The sequence below is a fragment of the Pseudomonas sp. BNK-45 genome (assembly GCF_047456255.1).
Classification (GTDB): domain Bacteria; phylum Pseudomonadota; class Gammaproteobacteria; order Pseudomonadales; family Pseudomonadaceae; genus Aquipseudomonas.
Map to the genome: position 1 here is coordinate 4,959,009 of NZ_CP179909.1, position 26,898 is coordinate 4,985,906.

A 26,898-nucleotide genomic window follows, 5' to 3' on the forward strand; every position below is an offset into this window, starting at 1 on the left:
ATGATGGCTTTGACGCTTTTGTCAGACAATATGTAGTGCTTGAAAATTTTCACTACAAAACCGTTGACGCGAAGATTTCGCCCTTGCATGATGCAGACGTCTCCCCGATCGGGGGACGAGGCAAAGGTGTTATGAGCAAGCTCGTCTGACCGCCGAGCTGTGACCCGGATGTGTACTGCCCACAAGGCAGATTGATGAAACTGACCTGGCATTGATCGTCCAGTACAAGGACCGGAAGCCGGCGAAAACTCTTCAAGATGCTTGTGGCCGATGGTGGGAATGTCGGCAGCTTCATCCAGGTTTACGCTGCTTCTCTTCGTTGTGACGCTATTGCGTAGCAGTTAATCAAGGCAACTACACGCATCAGGCTCTGGGCCTTATCTGTATTCGACAGACACCCTCTGTCGCCCTGTTTCCGGTATCAGGGTTCAACTTACCGACGTAGCAAGATGAATTAGCGAATCAACTTAGATAGATCGATAAATGGTCAAGGGGGCTACAAATGAATCTTAATAATCAACCCACTATTGATGAATTGGCACGCATGTTCGCCGCACAGAAAGACAGCCACGACAGCCACATTCTGTGGATTGCCAAGTCGGGCCAAGTGCACATCGACTGCCTGTCGCCCCATAGCCATGAAGCAGAGTTCGACCAGAACAACCGGGAGCTGGCAGCCCGCCTGAAGATGTACCGCCGCGGCCAGGGCTACGTCGGCAAGAAAGCCGCCGCCGACAAGGACTTCATCGGCCGGGTACTGGAGACCCTGAAAGCCGAATGGCAATCGCTGCGGGACAAATCGGAAGTTCGGGTTATTGATCGGTTTTGTTGAGCAGTTCGGTTAATTTTCTGAAAACTAATTAGTTGTTCCAACAATAAAAAGGGCGCTCTTAAAGAGCGCCCTTTTTTATTGAACTCAATGTGTAGGAGCCGGCTTGCCGGCGAAAGCATCCTGAAGATCCCTATCGCCGGCAAGCCGGCTCCTACAGGTCAGAACGCAAAACACGAACACCCAAACGCCCCCCAGAACCCCTGGAAGTCACTCACCGGCACATTGGACATACGCGCCTTATGGTGCCCGTGGGCATGCACCGCGCAGGGTCCGCTGCACTGGTGCACCTGGTTCTGCAGCGGTGCGCTGGGCTTCCAATGCCCCGGCACCTTGGCCACCGGCGACCAGTCCGGGGTCACAGGCAGGCTCGGCGGGGCCAGTTTGGCGAAGTCGCCGGCCGCGTGGACCACCTTGCCGTCCACCACGGTCAGCAGGGATTCGATCCACTTGATCGCCTCTTCCTCGACGCTGAAGTAGTCCGCCGACAGGGCCACCAGGTCCGCCAGTTGCCCGACCTTGATCTGGCCTTTCTTGCCCTGTTCCGAAGAGAACCAGGCGCTGCCGTGGGTATACAGTTCCAGCGCGGTGTCGCGACTCAAGCCCTGGGGATACAGCTCCAGGCCACCAACCGTGCGACCGCTGACCATCCAGTACAAGGAGGTCCAGGGGTTGTAGCTGGACACCCGGGTGGCGTCGGTGCCGGCACCCACCGGAATGCCTTCGGCGAGCATGCGCTGGATCGGCGGGGTCATCTCGGCGGCCTTGGCGCCGTAGCGTTCGACGAAGTACTCACCCTGGAAGGCCATGCGGTCCTGGATCGCGATGCCGCCGCCCAAGGCCCGTACCCGCTCGATGTTTTTCGCGCTGATGGTTTCCGCATGATCGAAGAACCACGGCAAGCCGTTGAAGGGGATGTCGCGGTCGACCTTTTCGAAGACGTCGAGCATCCGCGAGATGGATTCGTCGTAGGTGGCGTGCAGGCGAAACGGCCAGCGCTGCTCCACCAGGTGGCGCACCACCGGTTCCAGCTCCTGCTCCATGGTCTGCGGCAGATCGGGGCGCGGTTCAAGGAAGTCCTCGAAGTCGGCGGCGGAGAACACCAGCATCTCCCCTGCCCCGTTGTGCCGCAGGAAGTCGTCGCCCTGACCGTAGGTGACACTGGACGTCCAGTGCTTGAAGTCGGCCAGTTCTTCCTTGGGCTTCTGGGTGAACAGGTTGTAGGCGATGCGCACGGTCAGTTGCTGCTCAGCCGCCAGCTGGTTGATCACCTGATAGTCGTCCGGGTAGTTCTGGAAGCCGCCGCCGGCATCGATGGCACTGGTGACCCCCAGGCGGTTGAGCTCGCGCATGAACTGGCGGGTCGAGTTGACCTGATATTCCAGGGGCAGCTTGGGCCCCTTGGCCAGGGTCGCATACAGAATCATCGCGTTGGGCCGGGCGATCAGCATGCCGGTGGGGTTGCCATTGCCATCGCGGACAATCTCGCCGCCGGGCGGGTTCGGCGTGTTGCGGTCGTAGCCCACCACCCGCAGCGCGGCACGGTTGAGCAAGGCGCGGTCATACAGGTGCAGGACGAATACCGGGGTGTCCGGCGCCGCCTGGTTCAGTTCCTCCAGGGTCGGCATGCGCTTCTCGGCGAACTGGAATTCGTTCCAGCCGCCCACCACCCGTACCCACTGCGGCGCCGGGGTGCGCAGGGCCTGTTCCTTGAGCAGGCGCAGGGCATCGGCCAGGGACGGCACGCCCTCCCAGCGCAGTTCCAGGTTGTAGTTGAGTCCGCCGCGGATCAGGTGCAAGTGCGAGTCGTTGAGCCCGGGGATCACCGTGCGCCCCATCAGGTCAATGACCTGGGTGCCGGCACCGCGCAGGGCCATGGCCTGGGCGTCATTGCCCACGGCAATGAAGCGCCCGTCCTTGATCGCCACCGCACTGGCCCGGGGCCGGGCCCGGTCCACGGTGTGCAGGCGGCCGTTGAACAGAATCAGATCCGCAATTGCATCGGGTTTCATGGCATTGCTCCAAACGAAGGTCGGGAAGGAATCAGGCCGCGCTGCGCGGTTGCAGCCAGCGGCGGAAAAGGCGCGTGACCCGGGGCATGAAGACGTAGACCACCAGCAGCACGATGCTCAGGGTGATCAGCACCGTGGCCGGCACATAGCCACCAAGCCAGGGCAGCAGGGCAAACACCGGCTTCCACAACTGCGGCACCAGGAAGCTCAGCGGCAGGATCACCAGAAAGGTCACGCAGGCCTGCTTCCAGCGTGGCGGTGGCGTTGGCGCCGCGCTGTCCTGGGGGGTGAACCAGAATTCGCGATCGGCGTTGATTTCGGTCTGGTCGCCATCGGCCAGCAGGTGCTGGGCCTGCTCTACCAGCTCGCGGCGGTCGGCGGAATCCAGCCAGTTCTGCAACTGCTCGGTGCTGGCAAAGCGCAGCACGCTGGTGAACAGCCCGAGACCGCCGCTGTGGCCGCGGACCACGTCGATGCCCAGGTGTCCCGGGTAGCTGCGGGCCTTGGCGATGATCTGCCGCAGCCAGGTTTCATAGGCCTGTTCCTGGCCCTGCTTGATCCGGTGGCGCACCAGCAGGGTCACGACACCATCGGTGAGTTCGATGTTCATCAGAAGGCTCCAGGGTCCGGGAGGAGATGGCATCGGGGGCAGCCCGGCTGCCCCCGCGCTTCACAGTTAAGCTCAAGGTTGCTGGATGAACGTCAGCAAATCGTGGTTGAGACGCTCCTTGTGGGTGTCGGTCAAGCCGTGGGGCGCGCCGGGATAGACCAGCAGTCGGGCGTTGGCGATCAACTTGGCCGACGCCCGGCCCGCAGCGTCGATGGGTACGATCTGATCATCGTCGCCATGCACCACCAGGGTCGGGATATCGAAGCGCTTCAGGTCTTCGGTGAAGTCGGTTTCGGAGAACGCCTTGATGCAGTCATAGGCATTCTTGTGCCCGGCCTGCATGCCCTGCAGCCAGAAGCTGTCGATCATGCCCTGGGACACCTTGGCCCCCGGACGGTTGAAGCCGAAGAACGGGCCACTGGCAATGTCCTTGTACAGCTGCGAACGGTCGGCCACGGCGCCGGCGCGGATGCCGTCGAACACCTCCAGCGGCAGGCCCCCTGGGTTGGTTGCGGTCTTGAGCATCAGCGGCGGCACCGCCGAGATCAGCCCGGCCTTGGCCAGGCGCCCGGTGCCATGGCGGCCGATGTAACGCGCCACTTCGCCACCGCCGGTGGAGAACCCCAGGAGCACCGCGTCCTGCAGGTCCAGATGCTCGATCAACTGCGCCAGGTCGTCGGCGTAGGTGTCCATGTCATTGCCGTCCCAGGGCTGGCTGGAGCGTCCATGGCCGCGCCGGTCGTGGGCGATGACGCGGTAGCCATGCTCGGCCAGGAACAGCATCTGCGACTCCCAGCTGTCGGCGCTCAGGGGCCAGCCGTGGCTGAAGACCACGGGCTGACCGCTGCCCCAGTCCTTGTAATAGAGTTCGGTGCCGTCGCGAGTGATGAAGGTGCTCATGTCAAATGTCCTTATGTTCGAGAGATCAACACCGGACACCGACGGCATCCGGTACATCAGGTCCTGGCCTTTTCTCCGGCAAGCCGGCTCCTACAGCTGACGTTGCGGGGCCTTGTGCACCATGCTGTAGGCGTAGTCCACGCCCATGCCGTAGGCGCCGCTGTGCTCCAGCACCAGGCCCATTACCGCGTCGTAGGTGTCCTTGTGCGCCCAGTCGCGCTGGTATTCCAGCAGCACCTGTTGCCAGGTCACCGGCACCGCGCCGGCCTGGATCATCCGCTGCACGGCCATGTCGTGGGCTTCCTGGCTGGTGCCGCCGGAGGCATCGGTGACGATGTACACCTCATAACCTTCGGCCAGGGCTTCCAGGGCCGGGAAGGTCAGGCAGACCTCGGTCCACAGCGCCGCCATCACCAGTTTCTTGCGCCCGGTGGCCTTCACTGCCTCCACCAGCTTGCGGTCTTCCCAGGAGTTCATCGAGGTGCGTTCGATGGGCTGCTGGCCGGGGAACACCGCCAGCAGTTCCGGCCAGATGTAGCCGCTGAAGCTTTCGGTTTCCACCGAGGTGAGGATGCTCGGCACGTTGAAGATCTTGGCCGCCTTGGCCAGGGCCACGGTGTTGTTCTTCAGGGTCTGGCGATCGATCGATTGCACGCCGAAGGCCATCTGCGGCTGGTGGTCGATGAGGATCAGGGCGGAGTTGGCGGGGTTGAGCAATTCACGAATGGACATGGCGCGTTCCTTTTGCAGTCAGAGAGTGAGGGTCGAACATGACCGGCTGATGGCGCTGCTTGCGCCCCGTTGCGTCCGGCTTGGTGGCTAATTTAGGCCCTGTCCTAAATCGGAACAATTCCCTAAAATCGGGAATCATTGATTCCAAATAAGGGACAATCATGGACCGCATCCAATGCATGCGCGCTTTCGTCGTCACCGTTGATGAGAATGGCTTTGCCGCCGCCGCCCGAGCCATGGACGTGCCCCGCTCCAAGGTCAGCAAACAGATCCAGGCCCTGGAAGAGGCCATTGGCGTGCAACTGCTGCAGCGCACCACCCGCAGCCTGCACCTGACCGAAGCCGGCGCCGAGTACTACGAAAACGCCCGGGAGGTGCTGGTGGCCCTGGACGAGGCCGAACAACGGGCCCGGGACGGCGTCGCCGAACTGCGCGGCGTGTTGCGGGTTAATGCGCCGATGTCCTTCGGCCTGCGCCGGCTCGGGCCGCTGGTGCCGCTGTTCCATGAACAGCACCCGCTGATCGAGTTGCAGCTGGTGCTCAGCGACCAGCAGGTGGATCCGGTGCGCGGCGGTTTCGACGTCACCCTGCGCATCGCCAGCCTGCCGGATTCGTCGATGGTGGCCCGGCAGCTGGCGCCGGCGCCACGGATCATGGTGGCCGCGCCCAGCTACCTGGCCCGGGCCGGAGTGCCCGGCCATCCCAAGGACCTGAGCAGCCACCAGTGCCTGAACTACGGCTACCTGCAAAGCGGCGTCAGCCTGCAATTGAACAACGGCAGCGACACCCAGCGGGTGCACGTCACCGGGCCGCTGCACGCCAACAACGGCGACCTGCTGGCCCAGGCCGCCGAGGCCGGCATGGGCATCGCCCTGCTGCCGGACTTCATCGTCGAAGACGCCCTGGCGGCCGGACGCCTGGTGCCGGTGCTGTGTGAATGGCAGGCGCCGCCCATCAGCATCAACGTGGTCTACCCCTCGGCGCGGCGGGTGCCGCAGAAGACTCGGGTGTTTATCGACTTTCTGGTGGGGCACCTGACGGAAAAAACCGTGGCCTGAACCAGCTGACAGACGTGCGCCTTCGGCAGCAAGCGGGCTCCTACACTCAGAGGAGTGTTCCCGGCATTGGCGCAGCTCATCATGAAAATTTCCCCCAGGCTGGCCGTCTCCAGCCTTCTCGGCGCCCTCGCCTACCTGGGCCTGGCGATCTGGGGCATTGGCGGTTTCGCCACCTTCTTCGGCCATCCACAGTTGACCCTGATCACCCTCGCCACCCTGCTGATGGTGGTCGCTTCGCTGTCCAGCGAGGTCAACCTGAGCAGCGGCGTGCGGGAAGATCAGGGCAACCGTTGGGTGCTGCCGGTGTTCGGGGTGATCGGCCTGTTGAGCGGCTTTGTCCCGGCTTACAGCGACCGCATGGATTTCTGCACTTTCGGCGGCGAAGGCCTGCGCTGGCTCGGCGCCTTGCTGTTCATCCTCGGCGGTGTGCTGCGCCTGTGGCCGGTGTTCATCCTCGGCCGGCGCTTCAGCGGCTTGGTGGCGATCCAGCCCGGTCACCAGTTGGTGGTAGACGGCCTCTATCGCCACCTGCGCAACCCCAGTTACCTGGGTTTGCTGGTGAACGCCGTGGGCTGGGCCCTGGCGTTTCGCTCGGGGCTGGGGCTGCTGCTGGCGGCGCTGACCCTGATTCCGCTGATCGCGCGGATTCATGCCGAGGAAGCCCTGTTGCTGGAGCATTTCGGCCAGGCGTATGAAGATTATTGCGCCCGTAGCTGGCGCCTGCTGCCCGGTGTCTACTGAAGCGCTGTAAAAAAAATCAGACACTTCTGCCGACAAGGACGCACCGCTCTAGCACGCGCCTCTGCCCATGGTTGAGGGGCGCTCGCCAGGGGCCTTGGGCCCTTTACCCCCCTTACATTGGCTGGCGGATTCTTGCAGTATTAATCCGCCCTGAGCCTGCGGCACCCTGTATTCGCCCTGCCAGTGCCCGGTTCCTATCAAGAATAATCACCACGAACTCGACAGCGAGATCACCCGGCGATGTGCCCCCTGAGCCCGTATCACGGATTCGACAGATCAGCTCCCGCGCCCCTGCACTGTGGCCGCGGTGGTGATGTCGACGCTCGGCTCTCGCTGCCCCGCTCACGCCCTATCACGCCTCATGAGGTTCATGAGGACCGCGCCGCCGTTATCGGCTTGTACTTGCTGGACAGGTCCTGCCCATGAAGCTTCTGGTCAACCTGCCCATGGCCCTGTGCCGCTCCCGTCTGCGCCACTCCTCACGTCCTCCGGATCACTCGCCTGCGGCTTGATCGCGCGCCCCTGCGCGTAACGCCCCAGAACTGATTTCTGCCCTTGCAACCGAGCCGTGCGCGGCGTCGTTGCAGGACCTGAAAACCTGCGCGCCCCAATGGCGCAAGCGAGAATCCGATGAAATTTGCCGCCCTCGATGAAGCCCGTGACTTCCTGGCCGCCCACCCCGATATCGACATGATCGAGCTGTTCATCCTCGACGCCAACGGCGTGCCCCGAGGCAAACTGCTGCACCGCGAAGAACTGCTGGCGGTGTATGAAAGCGGCCGGCCGCTGCCCAGCACCATCCTCGGTCTGACCCTCAATGGCGACGACGTCGAGAACTCCGGCCTGGTGTGGGACGTCGGCGATATCGACTGCCGCGCCTACCCACTGGCCGGCAGCCTGGTACGCCTGCCCTGGCGGCAGATCCCCACTGCCGCGGTGCAGGTCAGCATGCACCCGCAAGAGGGCATGCCCGCCAGCATCGCCGACCCGCGCCACCTGCTGATCAAGGTCATCGACGGGCTCAAGGCCGAGGGTTACCACCCGATAATGGCCTGCGAACTGGAGTTCTACCTGCTGGACGCCAAGCGTGACGGCAACGGCCGGCCGCAACCGGCCCTGGACGCCGACGGCGGGCGCCCGCGCAGCACCCAGGTCTATGGCCTGCGCGAGCTGGAGCAGATCGAACCGTTCCTCGCCGACCTCTACGCCGCCTGCAAACTGCAAGGCATACCAGCGCGCACGGCGATCTCCGAATACGCCCCGGGGCAGGTGGAAATCACCCTGGAGCACGGCGATGCCCTGCAGGCCATGGACCAGGCCGTGCGCTACAAGCGCCTGGTCAAGGCCGTGGCCCACAAGCACGGGATGCAGGCCACCTTCATGGCCAAGCCGTTCGATCACCTGGCCGGCACCGGCATGCACATGCACGTGAGCATTGCCGATGCGGCGGGCCGCAACCTGTTCGCCTCCGAGAATCCGGCCGGCACCCCGCTGCTGCGTGAGGCCGTGGGCGGCATGCTCGCGTCCCTGCTCGACTCCCTGCTGCTGTTCTGCCCCAACGCCAACTCCTACCGGCGCTTCCAGGCCAACAGCTACGCGCCCCTGGCCCCCACCTGGGGCGTCGACAACCGCACCGTGAGCCTGCGGGTGCCCGGCGGCCCGGCCAACAGCCGGCACATCGAACACCGCATCTGCGGTGCCGACGCCAACCCCTATCTCGCGGCAGCGGCGATTCTCGCCGGGGTGCATCGCGGCCTGCGGGAACACCTCGATCCGGGCGATCCGGTAGAGGGCAACGGCTATGCCCAGGCCACCGAGTTGCTGCCCACCGACTGGCTGACCTCGCTGACCGCCCTGGAGCAATCGGCCTGGGCCCGAGATGCCCTGGGCAGTGAGTTCCTCGGGGTGTACCTGGCGGTCAAGCGCGCCGAATACCGCCAGTTCATGGCCGAAGTCGGCGAACAGGACTGGCGCTGGTACCTGACCCAGGCCTGAGCCCCCAGTGACGATCTGCGCGCCTGGCCAGGCAGGCGGCCTTGCCGAACCTGAGCCGGGCCCGCCAGATCACCGCCCCCTACCCCTCCCGGTCGCCGCCAGGCCACCCGGTTGATTGTCTACGAGGAATTGCCCATGAACGCCGCCTTCGACCCGCGGACCCCGGCAGCCGAGCGCTGCCCCAGCTACTACAGCGCCACCCTGAACCAGGAAACTCACTACCCGACCCTGCAAGGCACCCATCAAGCGGATGTGGTGATCATCGGCGGCGGCTTCACCGGCGTCGCCAGCGCGGTGGAACTGGCCGAACGAGGCCTCAAGGTGGCCATCGTCGAAAGCCACAAGATCGGCTGGGGCGCCAGTGGGCGCAACGGCGGACAGGTCACCGGCAGCCTTTCCGGCGACGAGGCCATGCGCAAGCAGATGGGCCGCAGCCTCGGCAAGGAAGTCGACGACTTCATCTGGAACCTGCGCTGGCGCGGGCACCGGATCATCCAGCAGCGGGTGCAAAAGTACGCCATCGCCTGCGACCTCAAGCACGGTCATCTGCACGCCGCCTACAAGCCCAGCCACCTGCCGGGGCTGCGCGCCGACTACGAAGAAGCGCTGCGCCGCGGCATGGGCGACGAAGTCAGCCTGCTGGACCGGGCCCAGGTCCGCGGACTGCTGGAAAGCGACCTCTATCACGGCGCGATCAAGAACACCCGCAACCTGCACCTGCACCCGCTGAACCTGTGCCTCGGCGAAGCCCGGGCTGCCGAAAGCCTGGGAGCGCTGATCTTCGAACACAGCCAGGTGCTGGAAATCGTCCACGGTGAGCGCCCGGCAGTCATCACCGCCCAGGGTCGCATCGACGCCAAGCAGGTGCTGCTGGCCGGCGACGTCTACCACAAGCTGGAGCCGAAAAAACTCAAGGGCAAGATCTTCCCGGCCATGGGCGGCATCGTCACCACCGAGCCGTTGGGCGACCTGGCCAAGCGCCTGAACCCGGAGGACCTGGCGGTCTACGACTGCCGCTTCGTGCTCGACTACTACCGCATGACCGCCGATGGCCGCCTGCTGTTCGGCGGCGGCGCCAACTACAGCGGCAAGGACTCGCGGGACATCGCCGGCGAACTGCGCCCGTGCATCGAACGCACCTTCCCGGCGCTCAAGGGCGTGGGCATCGACTTCCAGTGGAGCTGCGCCATGGGCATCGTGATCAACCGCATCCCCCAGTTGGGCAAGCTTTCGGACAACGTCTGGTACTGCCAGGGCTACTCCGGGCATGGCGTGGCCACCAGCCACATCATGGGCGAGATCATGGCCGAAGCCCTGACCGGCCACCTCGGCCACTACGACACCTTCGCCGCCTGCCAACACATCCGCGTGCCCTTCGGCGACCAGTTGGGCAACCCGATGCTCGCGGCGGGCATGTGGTACTACCAGATGCTGGAGAAACTGCGCTGAGGGTCCGCTCCCCCTCCTGTCACCGCTGACGCGGCCCGGGGACGACTCGGGCGGCCTACCGGTGCAACAAGATGCCAGGCCTGACTGGCCGACTACCCGGACAGTCAGGCCTGCCTGTTGGCGTCGACTGCAACGTCGTGGGCAACCTCCTCCCGCGGCTGCAGACATCCTCACGGAAAACCAGCCGCTCCTGAGCTTCAAACATTCCTCCAGCATGCTAGATTCGCGCCGACACCCGCACCCACTCAGGGAAAGCACATGAGCGAAACGATCTACCAGGGCGGCTGCCTGTGCGGGCAGATCCGCTTCGAGGCCCACGGACCGGCCGCCAATCCCCACACCTGCTCGTGCCAACTGTGCCAGCGCCACAGCGGTGCCTTGACCCTGGCCTGGGTCGAGTTCCCCCGGGAACGGGTGACCTGGACCGGCCCCGGCGGCGCACCGGCGACCTTCAGGTCGTCGGACTATTCGAGCCGGACCTTTTGCCGGGAATGCGGCAGCACCCTGGGGGCTGTCGATGACGAGCCGACCCTTGCCCTGCTGCTGGGCTGCTTCGACGACAACCGCGACCCGGCCCTGATGCCAACCCACCATTCGTTCAGCGATCGCTGGCCAGACGGCTGGCAGCCTACGTCGCAACCGCCGCTCAACGCCGGGCAACAACCCGTTGCTCCAGAAGCTGAACAGGCTCGGGATAGCGCTGCGCCAACCCAATACAAAGGCCCATCGCATGAGTGAAACACCCCTGCACCGTGACAGCCCCCTCGCCTCGAACGTCTGGACCTGGTACGGCCAGGACGAGTACCGAAAGATCATCCTGCTGGGAGAGCTGGGCCCGGCCCTGGAGTTCCTGGCCTCGGAGGCCGACCGCCAACGCACGGAGGTCGGCTGCTGCGCCGAGTGTGGCCTGTGGTCCAACCACCTGGATTATCTCGAGGGCTTCGTGAAGCACTTTCCGGCGTACCTGGCACCCACTCTGCACCCGCGCCTGCAAGCCCTGTTGAGCGGCTGTGAAGCGCTGTGCCGAGAGGCCTACGGGGTAACGCTGGAGGACAACGGCTTCAAACACCCGCAATGGCTGCCCCTGCGCCAGGAAGCGCGTGAGCTGCTGGGCATGCTGGGTTGGCAGGACGTGCGCGAGCATATGCCCGATCTGATTGAAGAATGCCGGGCGAGCTTGAGGAAATGGCCGGATTGAAGGGCGGGTGGCCGCGCTTGGCTGGCGCGGTTGTTCGCTGGCAAGCCAGCTCCTACGGCCGGGGGTGATGGAGTAGGAGCCGGCTTGCCGGCGAAGGCGTCGGCTCAGGCGGGACTGCGGGGCAAGGCGCGTTTGTGAGCGGTGCGCCGGTAGGCGCTTTCAATCAGTTGGCGCACGCTATCGGGCACCGCTTGGCCCATCAGGTAGGCATCGATTTCTTCGTAGCTGCAACCGTAAGCCGTTTCGTCCAGCTTGCCCGGGGCCAGTTCCTCCAGGTCCGCGGTGGGCGCCTTGTGCACCAGATGGCCTGGCGCGCCGAGGGCATCGGCCAGCAGCCGCACCTGGGTCTTGGTCAGGCCCGACAACGGGGCCAGGTCGCAGGCGCCGTCGCCGTACTTGGTGAAGAAGCCCATCAGGGCCTCGGCAGCGTGGTCGGTGCCCACCACCAGGCCATTGCTGAAGTTGGCCACGGCATACTGCGCGATCATCCGCGCCCGGGCCTTGACGTTGCCCTTGGCAAAGTCCGTGAGGGCCGCTGAAGGCTGCAAGCCGTCGATCCGCACCTGGCTCATCAGGCCGTCGACGCTGTCGGCAATGTTGCAGGTACTGACGGCATCGGCGCCGATGAAGTCCAGGGACGCCTGGGCATCGTTTTCGTCCGCCTGGTTCTTGTAGGGCAGGCGCATGGCGATGAAGCGGGCCTCATGCCCTGCCCCGCGCAGTTGCTCCACCGCCAGTTGGCACAGGCGGCCGGCGGTCAGGGAGTCGACCCCGCCGCTGATGCCCAGCACCAGGGTGCCGCACCCGGACTCGCGCAGCACCTGCTGGATAAAGTCCACGCGCCGGGCGATCTCGGCGGCCTCGCCACCGCGCACCAGTTGCCGGTCGACGCCCAGTTCCCGGGCGATACGTTCTTGGGTTGGGTTGCTCATGTCAGGCCTCCAGGGGCGAGTGGGCAAGATCGACGTTGAACACCTGGGCCGCGTAGCGCAGGAACGACGGGTCTTCGCAGACGTTCTTGATCGGGTCGTCGGAGAACTTCACCACCGGCTCGCCATGCACCCGCACCAGCTTCATCACGATGCTCAGCGGCTCGACGCCTTCGACGTCGCAAGCCAGGCTGGTGCCCATGCCGAAACCGAACCGGGCCTGTCCGCGCACGTGGCGCAGGATCGGCAGGCATTTCTCGAAGTTCAGGCCATCGGAGAACATCAGGTCCTTGGTCCGTGGGTCGATGCCCAGTTCGCGGTAGCGGGCCAGGACCTTGTCGGCCCAGAGCAGCGGATCCCCGGAATCCTGGCGCAGGCCGTCGTAGAGCTTGGCGAAGTACAGGTCGAAATCCTTGAGGAAGAAGTCGGTGCTGATGCAGTCGGTCAAGGCGATGCCCAGGCGCCCGCGGTACTCGTGCACCCAATTCTCCAGGGCCGCATTCTGGCTCTCCCGCAGCCGTCCCAGTTGCTGGTGCACCATCAGCCACTGGTGGGCCATGGTGCCGATCAGCGGCAGGTCGAACTCATAGGCCAGGTGGGCATTGCTGGTGCCGACGAAGACCCCGGGAAAGTCGCTGCGCATGATCTTCACCACTTCGCGCTGGGCCTTGAACGACAGGCGCCGGCGGGTGGAGAAATCCGAGACGCGGAACTCGGCGAGTTCGTCGCGGCTGGCGTTTTTCTCCAGCCATTCGAACTTCTGGTAGAGCCGGCGGGTGACGTCCTCCAGCTCCACCTCGGGGTATTTATCGCGGTTGCGCAGCTCGCTGACCATGGCCAGTACCGGCTGTTCGAACATGATGCAGTGCAGCATCGGGCCACGGACGCGGATGCTCAGCTGGCCATCGACGGCGGCCACGTGGATGTAGCGCAGGTTGAAGCGGAACAGGCCGAGAAACTGCTCGAAATCCGGGGTCAGGTATTCGCGGAAGCGCTTGTTGAACAGAAAGCGCTGTTCGCCTTCGCGCATCTGCAGGCCGGCGAGCTTTTCCAGCTCCTGGCGTATCTCGGGGATCAGGTGCACCAGGGACTCTTTGGAGCGCACGATGAACTGGTATTCCACGTCGACATTGGGGTGCTGGTGCAGCACCGCCTGCATCATGGTGAAGGTGTAGTAGTCGGTGTCCAGCAGGCTCTGAATCACGCCGTTGTTACGGTCGAATGCACTTTCCATGATGACTCCTCAAGCCTTGGCCAGTCTGGCGGTTTCTTCGCGGGTCGCGGCAACCGTGATGCCCGCTTGTTGCATGTCGGCGATGGCCCGGGTGGCGCCCTCGGCGCTGATGGCCCGGCACGCCGGCAGGTGGATGATCACCCTGAAGCCGGCGGCGGCCAGCTGCAGCGCGGTGGTCTTGACGCAGAAATCCAGGGCCAGACCGCCGACGATGACCTGTTGCACGCCCTGGCTGTTGAGGTACTCGATGACCCCGGTGGACAGCTTGCCGTGCAGGTCGTGGTAGCAGGCACCGTAGGGGTGCAGGTCCGGCTCCACGCCCTTCCACACGAAGTAGTCGTAGTCATAGGGCGTGGGCAATTCATCCAGCAGGGTGAAGCCTGCGGTGCCCGGCACGCAGTGACTGACCCAGGTCAGGTCGGCATGTTCCAGGCCGGTGGGCTGAAGCATCTGTTGATGCCCGGCCACCACCCAGGGCGCCTGGGGGCTGTGGGCATCCTTGCTGCCAATGCGCAGGCTGGCCAGGGTCGCCATGAAATTCAGTTCGCCACCGATGCGGTCGCCTTCGGCCACGGGCAGCTCGTCCGGGCACAGCGGGGTGAAGCTCTTTTGCGCATCGACATCGAAGGAAGCGGTCTTCATCGTTTGGCTGTTCATGCTGGGTCTCTCCTCTGCATGGAGCACAAAGTACATGTCATGTACTTTCATAACAAGCCCCCAACACATTTTATTTTTATCCCTCTGTTAAAAAGCACTGATAAAGCCAGCTGAAAAAGAAGATGTTCCACAGGCAAAAGCGATGCTAAGGTACATGTCATGTACCAAACGAGGAAAAACAGATGTTTGAACTGGCCCTCTATGGCGGCGCCTTCAACCCGCCCCACGCCGGACACGCCCAGGTGATGCTCGAAGCCGCGCGCCATGCCCGCCGGGTCCTGGTAGTCCCGAGCTTCCGCCACCCGGATGGCAAGCGCATGGCCGATTTCGAGCAACGGGCCAACTGGTTGCAAGCGATCACCACGCACTTGCAGCCCGAGTGCCAGGCCGAGCTGGCGGTCAGCCGCCTGGAGCGCCAGCTGGCCCTGGCCGACCCGGGTCCGGTCTACAGCTTCACCCTGCTGCAACGCCTGGCCGACGACCTGGCCCTGGATGGCAAGCGCATCGCCCTGGTGGTGGGTGAAGACGTGGCGCGGCAGTTGCCCAGGTTCCATCGCGGCGAAGAATTGCTGCAACGCTTTTCCATCCTCTGCATCGAGGAACAGCCCGGAGTGCGCAGCAGCGTGTTGCGCCAGTGCCTGGCCCGGGGCGAAACACCGCCCAAGCAGTGGCTGGCACCGGGCCTGAATCCGCTAAACTACGGCCTCTACGCCGTCCACGGAAGTTGATATGCAAGACCGCACCACCCTCCCCAGCGCCTACCTGCACACCATCGACCTGTGCCTGTTGCGCTACAACCGCGAGCGCTGCGAGCTGGAAATCCTCCTTCACCAGCGGGACAGCGAGCCATTTGCCGGACACTGGGCGCTGCCGGGCATCGTGGTCAACGGCGATGTCGAGGACCGCAGCCTGAATGACGCAGTGGAACGCCTGCGCCGTTCGAGCAAGGTCGACATGCCCCTGGCCTGGCTGGAACAGGTGGGCACCGTCGGCGACGCCTTCCGCGACCCGCGCTGCTGGTCGTCCTCGACCTTCTACCTGGGGATCGTCAGCGACCCGGTGCAGCCAGGCCCGCAGCAGGGTTTCTTCGCCCTCGGCGAGGTGGCCAGCGGCGCCTTCAAACTGCCGTTTGACCACAACAGCCTGGTGGCCCAGACCAGGGAGCGGCTGTTTTCCAAGTCCCTGTACAGCAGCCTGCCGCTGATGTTTCTCGGCCAGGAGTTCAGCGCCCCCGAGGCGGTGAGCATCTTCTCCCGGGTGCTGCAACGGCCGGTGCTCAAGACCAGCATCCGCCAGCGCCTGCTTAAGATGAGCGAAGCCGGTTACCTGCAGGAAACCGGGCGCAAGAAAAGCGGCGATGGCGGCCGCCCGCAAGCCACGGTGGAAAGCCTCAAGCCCACCGAGCTGTACCTGTTCGATCGTTGTTTCCTGGAGTAATAGCGCCCATGAGTTCCACCCCCGACAACCAATGCCTGCTGCAAACCCCCTACTTCAAGGTGGTCCGCGAAAACGGCTACTTCATCATCAAGGAAGCCCAGGCGGTCAACGGCGTGGTGGCCGTGCCGACCCTGGCCGATGGCCGGCTGATGCTGGTCGAGCTCAAGCGCCGGGCCATTGGCGGCCAGTCCATCGAGTTTCCCCGGGGCGCCATCGATGCCGGGGAAAGCGCCTGTGACGCCGCGGTCCGGGAGCTGCTGGAAGAAACCGGCCGGCAGGCTTCGTCCGTGCGCCAGCTGGGCTTGCTGCACAGCAATACCTCACTGATCGCCAGCGCGGTGGCGGTGTGTCAGGTACAGGTCACCGAGCAGCAGAGCGCCGCCACCGACGGCGAGGTGGACCATGTGCTGTGGGTCAGCCGCCAGGAGCTGCTGGCCATGATCGCCGCCGGCCGGATCACCGACGCTCATACCTTGTCCGCAGCGATGATGCTGCTGGCCGCCGAATCGGCCTGACGCCCCCATTTTTCCAGGGCGAAATCGACGAAGCTGCGCAGCTTGGGCAGGCGGTAGCGGTCCTGGGCATACAACAGGTGCATGGTCCGAAACGGCAACTGATAGTCCTGCAGCACCGGCACCAGCCGCCCCTGCTGCAGGTCCTCCTCCACCAGCGCGTCGGGCATCATCACCAGCCCCAGGCCGCCCCGGGCCGCGCGGTGCAGGCCGGACGAGGTATTGGTCAGCAACGAGCCGGACACCGGAATCAGCACATCGCCCTCGGGCCCGCGCAAGGGCCAGCGGGTGGCGGTGGAACTCCACTCGTCACCGGCCGGGTAGGCGAACGCCAGGCAGTTGTGATGCTGCAGGTCTTCCGGGACTTGCGGGGTGCCGCAGCGCTCCAGGTACTCCGGCGCGGCGCAGATGGTCAGGGTGTAATCCTGCAGCCGCCGGGCGATCAGCGCCGAGGTGTCCAGGTTGCCCAGGCGCACGGCCACGTCAAAAGCGCCATCACTCAGATCGAAGCGCTGGTTGGCCAGGGTCAGTTCCACCTTGACCTGCGGGCAGCGCTGCTGGAACTCGCTCAAGGCCGGCGCCAGGCGCTCGGTGCCAAAGGTCAGCGGCGCGGTGATGCGCAAGGTCCCGGAAGGCTCGCCCTGGGCCTGCTCCGCCAGGCGCTCGGAGTCCGCCACCAACCCCAGCACCGCCAGACAGCGCTGGTAGTAATCAGTGCCGAACTCGGTCAGGCGCTGGCGTCGCGTGGTGCGGTTGAGCAGGCGCACCCCAAGGCGCTGCTCCAAAGCCCGCAGATGATTGCCGACCATGGTGGTGGACAAACCGCACTCACGGGCCGCAGCGGTCATGTTCCCCGCCTCCACCACCTTGACGTACACCGACATCGCCTGGAACAGATCCATTATCAACCCTGACTTCAAGATGATTAAAGAATTGCCGAGTTTATCTAGCCTGAGTGACTAACGATACTGGCCGCACACCCCAACAAGATGGAGTCGCCCGCCATGACCGCCGCCTGCCTGATGAGCACCTACCAGCCCCTGGCCCTGAGCTTCTGCAAGGGTTTGGGCAGTCGACTTTGGGACCAGGCCGGTCGCGAGTACCTGGACGCCATCGCCGGGGTCGCGGTAACGGCCATCGGCCACGCACACCCCAAACTGGTCAAGGCCATCAGCGAACAGGCCGGCCTGTTGCTGCACAGTTCCAACCTGTACGACATCCACTGGCAGCAACAGCTGGCCACCCGACTGACCGCGCTGGCCGGGATGGACCGCGCCTTTTTCAACAACTCGGGCGCCGAAGCCAACGAAACCGCGCTCAAGCTGGCGCGGCTGCACGGCTGGCACAGGGGCATCGAACAGCCCCTGGTGGTGGTCATGGAGGACGCCTTCCATGGCCGCACCCTGGGTACCCTGGCGGCCAGCGACGGGCCCGCCGTGCGCCTGAACTACGGCCAGTTGCCAGGGGATTTTCTCCGGGTGCCCTTCGCTGACCTCAAGGCGCTGCAGGCCGTCGTTGCCGAGCACGGCCCACGCATCTGCGCAGTGTTGCTGGAGCCGATCCAGGGCGAGAGCGGCATCCGGCTGGCGCCCGCCGGCTACCTCAAGGCCCTGCGCGAGCTGTGCACCCGGCGCAACTGGCTGCTGATGCTGGACGAGATCCAGAGCGGTGTCGGCCGTACCGGACGCTGGTTCGCCTGTCAGCACGAAGGCGTGGTGCCGGATGTGATGACCCTGGCCAAGGGCCTGGGCAACGGCATTCCCATCGGCGCCTGCCTGGCCCGGGGCAAGGCCGCGCAACTCTTCACCCCCGGCAGCCACGGCAGCACCTTTGGCGGCAACCCCCTGGCCTGTCGGGCGGCGTGCACCGTGCTGGAGATCATCGAGGAGCAAAATCTGCTGGCCAATGCCGAGCGCCAGGGTGCGCTGCTGTTGCGGCGCCTGCGGGAGGAGTTGCAGGGCCATGCCCAGGTCCTGGAGATTCGCGGGCAGGGCCTGATGGTTGGCATCGAGTTGCGCAACACACCGCGGGACCTGGTGCAGATCGCCGCGAGGGATCACGCTTTGCTGATCAATGTCACCCGCGGCAAGACCATTCGCCTGCTGCCGCCGCTGGTGATCGATGAAGCTGAAGTGGAGCAGATCGTTCAGGGCCTGCGGCAGCTCCTCAACGCGGCTTGAACGACACCGGAGCGCGGCCCGGGCCCGCCCCGGTGCCCCGGATCAATCGTCCAGGGCCTTGGGAGCGGCGGCGGGCTTGGCCGCTTTACCGGCTTTGGCGTTGGCCGGCTTGGCTTCGGGCTCGGGAGCCGGGGCCGGTGCAGCGGCCTGTTTCTCCGCGGCGGGCAACTGGTCGACGGCCGTGAAGACCTCCTTGAGTTCAATCGCCCCGGAGTGCTCCAGCTTCTTCTCGCCGTCCTTGCCCACCAGGATCACCTTGGTCTGCGCCCCGGCTCCAAGCTTGAGGCTGCGGATCAGGGCCATGGTGGATTGCGGGTCGATGTCCTTGCCATCGCGCTGGCCGATGGTGTTGATCACGGTGTACAGGACCATGTTGCGTTCGTTAAAGGCTTGACGGGTTGCCGGCTCTTCCAGGGACTTTTTCAGGCTGACCAGGGTCGGGTCGACGGTGCTGGGGGCGATCACGATCAATGGCCGTGATTTGCCCAGGTCCTGAGTCAGTGGGCCATCGTTGTCGGCAGCCAGGACAGGGCCGGCGACAGCGAGCAGAGTAGCGAGGGTCAATGACCGAATGAACATGCGTCTCTCCTTATGTTTTCCACGCAGTAATGATTGCGCATTGCGGGAAAAGGTCCAGGCCGGGACTCAAAATCTGACATTTTTCTGCGCCGCGGCCCAGGCGTGCGCCGCCATCGCCGCCAGACGGCGCAGAATCCGGGCTGCGGCGATTTTGACGTCGAACCGGACGGCCTGGCGCGTAAGGTTTTGTTGCATATACAGGGCCGCGACCGGGCTGCCCGCGCAATGGCGCGGGCAGACGTCGAGCGCCTTGGAGCAAGGCGCGGATCCAGCCCCCTTCATGCCCAGTCCCCTATGGCGAGCGCCCAGGCCAGGCTGCCACATGGGGCTTGAATCCACCGAACAATGACCTGGAACAAACAACTCAATTAGCCGCCACTTGTTCTGCCGACGCTCGGCGAACTATAGTGCGGCGCCGCACGGACAGCCCTGCGACACACTGGTTAAAGCGACAACTCACCACATTCCCGAACACTATCCCGCCACGGATTTTTTCGAATGAGTGTCCGACCCCGATGATTCCCCTCCTCGTCTGCGATGACTCGAGCATGGCCCGAAACCAGGTGCTGCGGACCCTGCCCAGCGAGTGGCAGGTTTCCGTGACCCAGGCCTGCAACGGTCGCGAGGGCCTGGAGGCGCTGCGCCGGGGCTTGGGCAAGGTGGCACTGCTGGACCTGACCATGCCGGTCATGGACGGTTATCAGGTCCTGAGCGCCGTGCAGGAAGAAGGCATCGACGCGCAGATCATCGTCATCTCCGGCGATGTCCAGGAAGAAGCGGTGCGCCGCACCCGCGAGCTGGGCGCCCTGGCCTTTCTCAAGAAACCCTTCGATCCCCAGCAGTTGCGCGCCCTGCTCAAGCAACTGCAACTGCTGGACAGTCCGCCTCTCAAGCATCCGATAGCGCCCTCGCCGGCTCCTGTGGTGACCTTTCGCGACGCCTTCCGGGAAACCGTCAACGTCTCCATGGGCTACGCCGCGGCGCTGATCGCCAAGGTGCTGGATGTGTTCGTGCACCTGCCGATTCCCCACGTCAACGTGCTGGAAGCCGGGGAGCTGCAGATGCTCCTGGCGGACGCCAATCGTGCCCGGCAATTGACCGCCATCTGCCAGGGCTACATCGGCAGCGGCATCGCCGGCGAAGCCTTGCTGATGTTCTACGACTCGGAAGTGGCGGACATCGCCCAGCTGATGGAACAAGGCACCGATCCCTACCAGGAAATGGAAGTGCTGATCGACCTCTCCAGCGTGTTGATCGGCGCGTGCCTGAGCAGCATCGCCGAACAGCTGGACGTGTTCTTTTCCGTGGGCCACCCCCAGGTGCTGGGGGAACACACCACCATCGACGAATTGATCGTGCTCAATCAGCAGCGCTGGAAAAAGACCCAGGCGGTGGAAATCAGCTACAGCCTGGAGGAACAGAACATCCACTTCGACCTGTTGCTGCTGTTCACCGAGGACTCCATGCCCCTGCTGGAACAGAAACTCGCCTACCTGATGAGTTGAGCCATGCCCAAACGAATGGATTTCAGTGAGCTGCACTGGTTGCTGGCGGTGGTCCAGAGCATTGACGTGGGGATCGTGGTGCTCGACCTCCAATGCCAGGTCCAGGTGTGGAACAGCTTTATGGAGAACCGTTCCGGCGTGCCCTCCAAACAGGCCATCGACCAGTCGTTCTTCGCGCTGTTCCCCGAGGTCGAACGGCCCTGGTTCCGCCGCAAGCTGAGTCGCGTGGTGGCCCTGGGCACCCCGGCCTTCACCATCTGGAAACAACGGCCGTACCTGGTGCACTTCAAGAACTACCAACCGATCACCGGCCAGGGTGAGTTCATGTACCAGAACACCACCCTGCTGCCGCTGCGTTCGTCCAACAGCGAGATCCACCACGTCTGCCTGGTGATCTACGACGTCACCGACGTAGCAATCAACAGCCTGGCGCTGCAGCAGGCCAACCGGCAGTTGCAGCACCTGTCGCGCATCGATCACCTGACCCAGCTGTTCAACCGCGGTCACTGGGAACAGCGCCTGGCGTTCGAGTACAGCCGCCACGGCAGCGCCATCGCCCTGCTGATGCTGGACATCGACCACTTCAAGTCGATCAACGATCGCCATGGGCACCAGGCCGGGGACGCGGTGATCCAGCGTGTCTCGCAACTGATCCACGCGCACGTGCGCGACAGCGATGTGGCCGGGCGTTACGGCGGCGAAGAGTTCGCCATCCTCCTGCCCCACACCGACCTGACCGGGGCCCAGACCCTGGCGGAGCGCCTGCGCCAGTCGGTGGAGCAGCAGGAGGTGATCCACAACGGCCAGGCCATCGCCTTCACCATCAGCCTGGGCATCGCCTGCCTCGACCGACCGGCCCGCGATCACCGCTGCCTGATCGAATGGGCAGACCAGGCGCTGTACGCCTCCAAGCACGCCGGGCGCAATCGGGTCAGCACCTACGCACCTTGAACAGCGGCACTCGGGCGCCTTGAAAAAAAACCGCCACCAAGGGATAAACTGCGCGCTTTTCCGGTCAATCCCCCGGTCTGCTACGCCTTTTCCAGCGCCACAAGGAGTCCCGTGCGCATGTCCCAGTCGAATTCGAACCTCTCCCCGCAGGAGCAATGGCAGAAAGCCGTGCTGAGCTATGCCCGCGACATCAACCACTATGTCGAAACCGGCACCCGCGAGGGCTGGAAGGGCTTGAAGGAGCCGAACATGCCCGATACCGAGCACCTGTTGCAGGACTGGCAAGCGGCCCTGGAAGCGAGCAATCAGCGCCCCCATGATGAGGCCGCGCGCCAGGCCTTCCGCCAGGACTGGCCGCCGGCACACTTCCCACTGACGCCGCGCCTGGAAAGCCAGGGACGGATGATCCCGACCCTGGCCCTGTTGCCGGATGGCAGCCTGCTGGCCCGCATCGGTGCGCCCTACGAGGCCGGCTTTGTGGTGCATATCGACGATGCACGGATCGAGACCCTGGAGCAGGTGGAATGCTTCGGCATGTGCCCGCAACGGCGTTATTTCGCCTGGGGCCGGGCTGACGGCATCCAGCTCACCGATGGCTGGAATGGCCCGCAGGTGGCGAGCTTCCCCTGGCCCGATCCCCACGCGAACCTGCCTGCGGGCGTGGAGCTTGAAGACACCGGACGCCCCGCTCCCTCCAGCCTGATTCCCTTCCCCGACGGGCGCCGGGTGCTGCTGGTGAGCGCCGACGGTATCTTCGTCCTGGCTGCCCAGGGCGCCACCCGCCTGCTGCGCAGCCTTGAGGACATCCAGCAGGACCTGGCCGAAGGCGTCGCCTCCGAGGACCTGAGCATTGGCCTGAGCATGGAACATGGCGCGGTGTCGCCCGACGGCCAATGGATCGCCGTGGGCGAACAATGCGGCATGCACCTGGTGTTCGATGCCCAGTTGCAACGGGTCGCGCAGATCGGCCCCGCCAGCGAGTACCCGCACTTCGCGCACTTCAACTCACGCGGCGATCGCCTGCTGCTCAACGCCTGCCACTTCTATGGCGGCGCCAGCCTCGGGGTGGCGGTGGCCGACCTGCCGGGACTGAGCACCGACTTCTACAGCGACGACCCGCGCACCCCGGTGCTGGAGGAAGGCGCCCGGGTATACGCCGCAGCTTCACGGGGCGACGAGTTCATCATCGGCGACGCCTACGGCTACCTGCGGGCCTTCAGTGAAACCGGCGAGCAGCGCTGGCAGCACTACATCGGCTCGACCCTCACCGCCATGGACATCAGCCCCGATGGCAAGACCCTGGTGGCCGCGACCTATGCCGGAATCATCGTCAAGATCGCCCTGGAGGGCGGGCGCCCGGACTGGCAGATCGGCACCGGCGAACACCATGAACTGCGGCGCTGGCTGTTCTGGAAGGACTTCGCCAAGCCCCTGCTGTGGTAAGGCGGCGTTAAACCGGCGGGCGCGAGAAACTCACCTGCATCTGCAGGTGATCCGCGTCGTCGATTGCCCGCAGGTACTCCTCCACGGTGACCTCGCCGGCACTGGACCGGGCGCCCGCTGCCGGTACATGGCCGGCCAGCAGCTTGTGCACCACCGCCACTGCCGCGCAGCTGGGGATCTCCGGGCCGTGGTCGTGGGTCGCGGTCAGCTGGGCGTTCATCGTCAGGGGCTGGCCATCCTGCCCCAGGCCATGGACGTCGACATACAGGGCGCTGAGGCCGTCACCAAAACCTTCGAACCAGGTGCCGCAGCGATGCAGGCGCGCCGCCCAGGGCGCCGGGTCGCGCACCAGCCCGAGCTTCACGGCCTGAGCCAGCAAGGCGTTGGCCAGCCCGGCGATCTTCAGCCCGGCACCGGCCTTGAAGCTCAGGGTGTGAGCGCCGTAACGCTCGGCGAACAGGTCCAGGTCCGGCACATCGACATTGGCCACCAGGCGCCTGCCCAGCCCCGGCAACTTGCGCAGGGTCAGGCCCTGCCAGCCGATCACCGGGTGCGGCCGGCCATCCTTGAGTTGCAGGATCGGCCGACCGGCATAGGCCAGCACGCCCTGGATGGTGGACAGGCCGGGCATTTTCGCCGAGGAGGAAATGCCGTGCTCGATGCGCTCGATGCGGGAAAAATGCCCGCGATGCTCATCGATGATCGCCGCCGACAGGGTCGGCACCGAGCTGCAACCGCTGAGCACCGTCACCCCGGCGGCCCGGGCCGCCTCATCCAGCGTGCCAATGCCGCGCACGAACTGCCGGCAGTCGGCCAGGTCGCAGTAGTTGACCCCGGCCTCGATGCAGCCCTGGGCCACCGCGTAGGACTGGCCCTGGAACGGCCCTCCGGTGTGGATCACCCAATGCACGTCCAGGGCCTTGAGCGCCGGCGCCCACTGCGGGCCCATGGCATCGCCGCACCAACCTTCACAGGGCTGTCCACCCTCGGCTTGCAGCGCCTGAACCTTGGCCGCGAGCTTGCGTGGGTCGCGCCCGGAAATCAGCAGATGCACCCCGGGCGTACGGATCAGATAGCGGCAGACGATGCTGCCGAAATTGCCATAACCACCGACCACCAACACCCTGAGCGTCATTACCTGCATCCTTGAACCAAGCCATTGCGCAGCTGCCAAGCTGCCATTCGAGGCGCGGCAGCTTGGTTGATTTGCCAGCGCTCGACAAGTACCCGAACAACGCCAATCCGCGCCTGAAGCCCCCTCGGCAGGCATCCGTAATATTCAGTTGGAAAAAAATTGCCAATGCCGGTCCGGCATAATGCTATGCAAATTCCTCATCAACTACGGCCTTGCAGCGTGATAGCCTCGTCCTGCTATGTCGGCCTCGCATAACAAACCTGCCGGTTCGCGCAACCGAGCGGGATAAAGACGCCTTGCTACCCACCTTGTTTCATCTTCATCTGCCCAACTAACGTTTCGCTGCGAGCCGCTCTTTCCCCGGCTCGCCAAGGGAACTGATTGCAAAATTTGACTCGACCTCAAGGTCGATCTCTCGATCCTATCTCGGAGCTGTTATGTCCAGGCTTTCCCATCAAGATTTGCGCCGCGGTTTCCGTGAACTGATCGCCTCCTCGTCCTGCTACCACACCGCTTCCGTGTTTGACCCGATGTCCGCCCGCATCGCCGCCGACCTGGGTTTTGAAGTGGGCATCCTCGGAGGCTCCGTGGCCTCGCTGCAGGTTCTGGCAGCCCCCGACTTCGCCCTGATCACCCTCAGCGAATTCGCCGAGCAGGCCACCCGAATCGGCCGCGTGGCCCAGCTGCCGGTGATCGCCGACGCCGACCACGGCTACGGCAACGCGCTGAACGTGATGCGCACCGTGGTGGAACTGGAACGGGCCGGCATTGCCGCGCTGACCATCGAAGACACCCTGCTGCCGGCGCAGTTCGGGCGCAAATCCACCGACCTGATTTCCGTGGCCGAAGGCGTCGGCAAGATCCGCGCCGCCCTGGAAGCCCGGGTCGACACCGAGCTGGCGATCATCGCCCGGACCAACGCCGGCATCCTCCCGGTACAGGAAATCATCAGCCGTACCCAGCAGTACCAGCGCGCGGGCGCCGACGCCATCTGCATGGTCGGCATCCGTGATTTCGAGCAACTGGAACAGATCTCCGAGCACCTGAGCGTACCGCTGATGCTGGTGACCTACGGCAACCCGGCACTGCGCGACGATGCACGCCTGGCCGAGCTGGGGGTGAAAATCGCGGTGGACGGCCACGCCGCCTACTTCGCCGCGATCAAGGCCACCTACGACTGCCTGCGCGAGCAGCGGCAGATCTTCACCCAGGCCTCGGACCTGAGTGCCACCGAGCTGGCCCATACCTACACCCAGCCCGAGGACTACATCGTCTGGGCCAAGGAGTTCATGAGCGTCAAGGAGTAACACCGGCGATTGGCCGGGGTGAGGCGCAACGCCTCAACCCTGGGCCGATTTCAACGCGCCTTCCACGCAGTCGAGGATCTGCCCGATGGTCCAGGGCTTGCGGATGAAGGTCACCGGATAGCGCACCCCGGAGCTCTCGGGGGTCTCGAAACCCGACATCACCACGATCGGCAGCGACGGCCAGCGTTCAGCGCACAGGTTGCTCAGGCTGGCGCCATTGAGCGTGCCGGGCATGCTGATATCGGTCAGTAACAGGGTCACGTGCGCAGCATGCGCCTGCAGAAAGTCCCAGGCTCGATCGGCGCTGTCCATGGCCTGGGTGGCAAATCCCTCGTCCTGCAGAATCTCGCACAGGAACTCCAGCACCGTCGGTTCGTCCTCCACCACCAGGATCAAGCGAGAGGTGGCGTCGGGGCTGACGGACGAGGCTGGGCACATGGGGCTGACACTCCCTGGAAGGTTGAGAATTGCGCGGACAGGACCGCTGACAAGAGTTATGAGCGGCGGTGCGAGGATAAATTCACTCCTGATGCGTGCGCCGTGATTTTTTCGGACAGGTCCGAGCGGGGCCGCGATAATGCAGGCCCGATAGCAACGCAACCACAAAGAGCGGTCACCCATGGAGTTCGATCCCCAATACCTGGCCCGGGCCCGGCATCTGGTGGTGTTCACCGGCGCCGGAGTCTCGGCGGAAAGTGGCATCCCGACCTTTCGCGACGCCCTGAGCGGCCTCTGGGAGCAGTTCGACCCGGCACAGCTGGCCACGCCACAGGCCTTCCGTGCCGACCCGGCGCTGGTCTGGGGCTGGTATGAAGGGCGACGCCTGAAAGTGCTCGAAGCCCAGCCCAACCCGGCGCACCTGGCCATAGCCGAACTGGCGCGACGGGTGCCGCGCCTGACCCTGATCACCCAGAACGTCGACGACCTGCACGAGCGTGCCGGCAGCCCTTCGGTGCTGCACCTGCATGGCAGCCTGCACACGCCGATCTGCTTTGCCTGCCAGCGCCCATGGCGCGGCGAACCGGCCGCACCGGTGCTCGCGGAACACGGCAGCCGCCTGGAGCCACCGCGCTGCAGCGGCTGCAACGGCAAGATCCGCCCTGGCGTGGTGTGGTTCGGCGAAGCCCTGCCGCCCGCCGTGCTCAAGGCCGCATTCAAGGCCGCCGGGGACTGCGATCTGCTGTTGTCGGTGGGGACCTCGGGGCTGGTGCAGCCGGCGGCGCAGATCCCCCAACTGGCCCTGCAACAGGGGGCCAGGGTGGTGCACATCAATCCCCAGCCCCAGGAGTGCCACGCGCCCCAGGAGTACAGCCTGACGGGCCCGGCCGGCCAGCTTCTGCCGCAACTCGTGCAGCGGGCCTTCGCCTGATTCACCGGGCGTGGCCGGGCGGATCGTCATTTTTCCCGCCAAAACGGCCCGGCATGAGGTAGATTCAAGCAGCGACCAACCTCGCAACGACGTTTGCTTTCTTGCCCTGCCGCTGGAAACCAAGCCCCGTACCGGT

26 protein-coding genes and 1 pseudogene are annotated in these 26,898 nt (G+C 64.8%); 16 read left to right on the forward strand and 11 right to left on the reverse strand.

Translation table 11 applies throughout. The annotated features are described in order from the left end of the window. Positions 1–502 precede the first annotated feature (502 nt). Positions 503–832, forward strand: a complete 330-nt coding sequence (locus ACMGG8_RS22230; RefSeq protein ID WP_041117563.1) for a hypothetical protein — start codon at positions 503–505, stop codon at positions 830–832. A 158-nt stretch (positions 833–990) separates the two neighbouring features. On the opposite strand, the gene ACMGG8_RS22235 is transcribed toward ACMGG8_RS22230, so the two are convergent. The 4 genes from ACMGG8_RS22235 to ACMGG8_RS22250 form a co-directional block, all read right to left on the reverse strand. Then, positions 991–2,841, reverse strand: a complete 1,851-nt coding sequence (locus tag ACMGG8_RS22235; RefSeq protein ID WP_414158423.1) for an amidohydrolase — start codon at positions 2,839–2,841, stop codon at positions 991–993. 31 nt (positions 2,842–2,872) lie between these two features. Further along, positions 2,873–3,451, reverse strand: coding sequence for an antibiotic biosynthesis monooxygenase (locus ACMGG8_RS22240; protein WP_060838795.1), 579 nt, complete (start codon positions 3,449–3,451; stop codon positions 2,873–2,875). A 72-nt stretch (positions 3,452–3,523) separates the two neighbouring features. Continuing rightward, positions 3,524–4,351 (reverse strand): alpha/beta fold hydrolase, encoded by an 828-nt coding sequence (locus ACMGG8_RS22245; protein ID WP_060838794.1) that lies wholly within the window; start codon positions 4,349–4,351, stop codon positions 3,524–3,526. Between the two features lie 90 nt (positions 4,352–4,441). Further along, entirely contained in the window at positions 4,442–5,083 is a 642-nt protein-coding gene (locus ACMGG8_RS22250; RefSeq protein ID WP_060838793.1) for a hydrolase, read from the reverse strand. Positions 5,084–5,244: 161 nt separating this feature from the next. Here ACMGG8_RS22250 and ACMGG8_RS22255 point away from each other — a divergent pair, with 161 nt between their 5' ends. The 6 genes and pseudogenes from ACMGG8_RS22255 to ACMGG8_RS22280 all read left to right on the forward strand — a co-directional run bounded on the left by ACMGG8_RS22255 (position 5,245) and on the right by ACMGG8_RS22280 (position 11,524). After that, positions 5,245–6,141 carry a LysR substrate-binding domain-containing protein gene (locus tag ACMGG8_RS22255; protein ID WP_414158424.1) on the forward strand — a complete coding sequence of 299 codons (897 nt, stop codon included), beginning with the start codon at positions 5,245–5,247 and terminating at the stop codon, positions 6,139–6,141. Positions 6,142–6,222: 81 nt separating this feature from the next. Then, on the forward strand, positions 6,223–6,882 hold the full coding sequence (locus ACMGG8_RS22260; protein WP_414158425.1) for a methyltransferase family protein: 660 nt from the start codon (positions 6,223–6,225) through the stop codon (positions 6,880–6,882). Positions 6,883–7,512: 630 nt separating this feature from the next. After that, entirely contained in the window at positions 7,513–8,877 is a 1,365-nt protein-coding gene (locus ACMGG8_RS22265) for a glutamine synthetase family protein (protein WP_414158426.1), read from the forward strand. Between the two features lie 135 nt (positions 8,878–9,012). Next, positions 9,013–10,326, forward strand: a complete 1,314-nt coding sequence (locus tag ACMGG8_RS22270) for an NAD(P)/FAD-dependent oxidoreductase (protein ID WP_414158427.1) — start codon at positions 9,013–9,015, stop codon at positions 10,324–10,326. Positions 10,327–10,584: 258 nt separating this feature from the next. Continuing rightward, positions 10,585–10,986: pseudogene (locus ACMGG8_RS22275) on the forward strand (GFA family protein); the annotation flags it as partial. Positions 10,987–11,056: 70 nt separating this feature from the next. Then, entirely contained in the window at positions 11,057–11,524 is a 468-nt protein-coding gene (locus ACMGG8_RS22280; RefSeq protein ID WP_414158428.1) for a hypothetical protein, read from the forward strand. Between the two features lie 104 nt (positions 11,525–11,628). Here ACMGG8_RS22280 and nadE read toward each other — a convergent pair whose 3' ends face one another. The 3 genes from nadE to ACMGG8_RS22295 are packed head-to-tail and all read right to left on the reverse strand — an operon-like array spanning position 11,629 to position 14,344. Beyond that, a complete protein-coding gene (nadE, locus tag ACMGG8_RS22285; RefSeq protein ID WP_414158429.1) occupies positions 11,629–12,456 on the reverse strand; it encodes an ammonia-dependent NAD(+) synthetase in 828 nt (275 codons plus the stop codon). Between the two features lies 1 nt (position 12,457). Then, complete coding sequence (gene pncB / locus ACMGG8_RS22290; protein ID WP_060838784.1) at positions 12,458–13,687, reverse strand: nicotinate phosphoribosyltransferase; 1,230 nt, start codon at positions 13,685–13,687, stop codon at positions 12,458–12,460. Positions 13,688–13,696: 9 nt separating this feature from the next. Then, positions 13,697–14,344 carry a nicotinamidase gene (locus ACMGG8_RS22295; RefSeq protein ID WP_060838783.1) on the reverse strand — a complete coding sequence of 216 codons (648 nt, stop codon included), beginning with the start codon at positions 14,342–14,344 and terminating at the stop codon, positions 13,697–13,699. Between the two features lie 182 nt (positions 14,345–14,526). Between ACMGG8_RS22295 and ACMGG8_RS22300 the strand changes: the two genes are divergently transcribed. Genes ACMGG8_RS22300 through ACMGG8_RS22310 form a run of 3 tightly spaced genes read left to right on the forward strand, consistent with a single transcriptional unit; the run spans position 14,527 to position 16,296 of the window. Next, the gene (locus ACMGG8_RS22300; protein ID WP_060843262.1) at positions 14,527–15,072 is read left to right on the forward strand and encodes an adenylyltransferase/cytidyltransferase family protein; all 546 of its coding nucleotides are present in this window, start codon (positions 14,527–14,529) and stop codon (positions 15,070–15,072) included. Between the two features lies 1 nt (position 15,073). After that, positions 15,074–15,781, forward strand: coding sequence for an NUDIX hydrolase (locus ACMGG8_RS22305; RefSeq protein WP_414158430.1), 708 nt, complete (start codon positions 15,074–15,076; stop codon positions 15,779–15,781). Positions 15,782–15,789: 8 nt separating this feature from the next. Then, the gene (locus ACMGG8_RS22310; protein ID WP_060843260.1) at positions 15,790–16,296 is read left to right on the forward strand and encodes an NUDIX hydrolase; all 507 of its coding nucleotides are present in this window, start codon (positions 15,790–15,792) and stop codon (positions 16,294–16,296) included. Here ACMGG8_RS22310 and ACMGG8_RS22315 read toward each other — a convergent pair. Further along, positions 16,248–17,195, reverse strand: a complete 948-nt coding sequence (locus ACMGG8_RS22315) for a LysR family transcriptional regulator (protein WP_060838779.1) — start codon at positions 17,193–17,195, stop codon at positions 16,248–16,250. The two genes, ACMGG8_RS22310 and ACMGG8_RS22315, sit on opposite strands and share 49 nt — an antisense overlap. Positions 17,196–17,297: 102 nt before the next feature. Between ACMGG8_RS22315 and ACMGG8_RS22320 the strand changes: the two genes are divergently transcribed. Further along, positions 17,298–18,473: an aspartate aminotransferase family protein gene (locus ACMGG8_RS22320; protein ID WP_060838778.1), complete on the forward strand. Its 1,176-nt coding sequence runs from the start codon at positions 17,298–17,300 to the stop codon at positions 18,471–18,473. Positions 18,474–18,515: 42 nt separating this feature from the next. Here the strand turns inward: ACMGG8_RS22320 and ACMGG8_RS22325 are convergent, their stop codons facing one another. Continuing rightward, positions 18,516–19,052, reverse strand: coding sequence for a DUF4174 domain-containing protein (locus tag ACMGG8_RS22325; protein ID WP_108543010.1), 537 nt, complete (start codon positions 19,050–19,052; stop codon positions 18,516–18,518). Positions 19,053–19,567: 515 nt separating this feature from the next. On the opposite strand from ACMGG8_RS22325, the gene ACMGG8_RS22330 reads away from it, so the two are divergent. The 3 genes from ACMGG8_RS22330 to ACMGG8_RS22340 all read left to right on the forward strand — a co-directional run bounded on the left by ACMGG8_RS22330 (position 19,568) and on the right by ACMGG8_RS22340 (position 22,951). Further along, on the forward strand, positions 19,568–20,557 hold the full coding sequence (locus ACMGG8_RS22330; RefSeq protein ID WP_060838775.1) for a response regulator: 990 nt from the start codon (positions 19,568–19,570) through the stop codon (positions 20,555–20,557). 3 nt (positions 20,558–20,560) lie between these two features. Continuing rightward, on the forward strand, positions 20,561–21,508 hold the full coding sequence (locus ACMGG8_RS22335) for a diguanylate cyclase (RefSeq protein WP_060838774.1): 948 nt from the start codon (positions 20,561–20,563) through the stop codon (positions 21,506–21,508). Positions 21,509–21,625: 117 nt separating this feature from the next. Then, positions 21,626–22,951 carry a YncE family protein gene (locus ACMGG8_RS22340; RefSeq protein ID WP_414158431.1) on the forward strand — a complete coding sequence of 442 codons (1,326 nt, stop codon included), beginning with the start codon at positions 21,626–21,628 and terminating at the stop codon, positions 22,949–22,951. A gap of 7 nt (positions 22,952–22,958) precedes the next feature. On the opposite strand, the gene ACMGG8_RS22345 is transcribed toward ACMGG8_RS22340, so the two are convergent. Next, entirely contained in the window at positions 22,959–24,086 is a 1,128-nt protein-coding gene (locus tag ACMGG8_RS22345; protein ID WP_414158432.1) for a saccharopine dehydrogenase family protein, read from the reverse strand. Between the two features lie 437 nt (positions 24,087–24,523). On the opposite strand from ACMGG8_RS22345, the gene ACMGG8_RS22350 reads away from it, so the two are divergent. Continuing rightward, the gene (locus ACMGG8_RS22350) at positions 24,524–25,393 is read left to right on the forward strand and encodes an isocitrate lyase/PEP mutase family protein (protein WP_060838771.1); all 870 of its coding nucleotides are present in this window, start codon (positions 24,524–24,526) and stop codon (positions 25,391–25,393) included. Positions 25,394–25,426: 33 nt separating this feature from the next. On the opposite strand, the gene ACMGG8_RS22355 is transcribed toward ACMGG8_RS22350, so the two are convergent. Further along, entirely contained in the window at positions 25,427–25,831 is a 405-nt protein-coding gene (locus ACMGG8_RS22355) for a response regulator (RefSeq protein ID WP_060843255.1), read from the reverse strand. Positions 25,832–26,012: 181 nt separating this feature from the next. Here ACMGG8_RS22355 and ACMGG8_RS22360 point away from each other — a divergent pair, with 181 nt between their 5' ends. Then, positions 26,013–26,762, forward strand: coding sequence for an SIR2 family NAD-dependent protein deacylase (locus ACMGG8_RS22360; RefSeq protein WP_414158433.1), 750 nt, complete (start codon positions 26,013–26,015; stop codon positions 26,760–26,762). Positions 26,763–26,898: the final 136 nt, after the last annotated feature.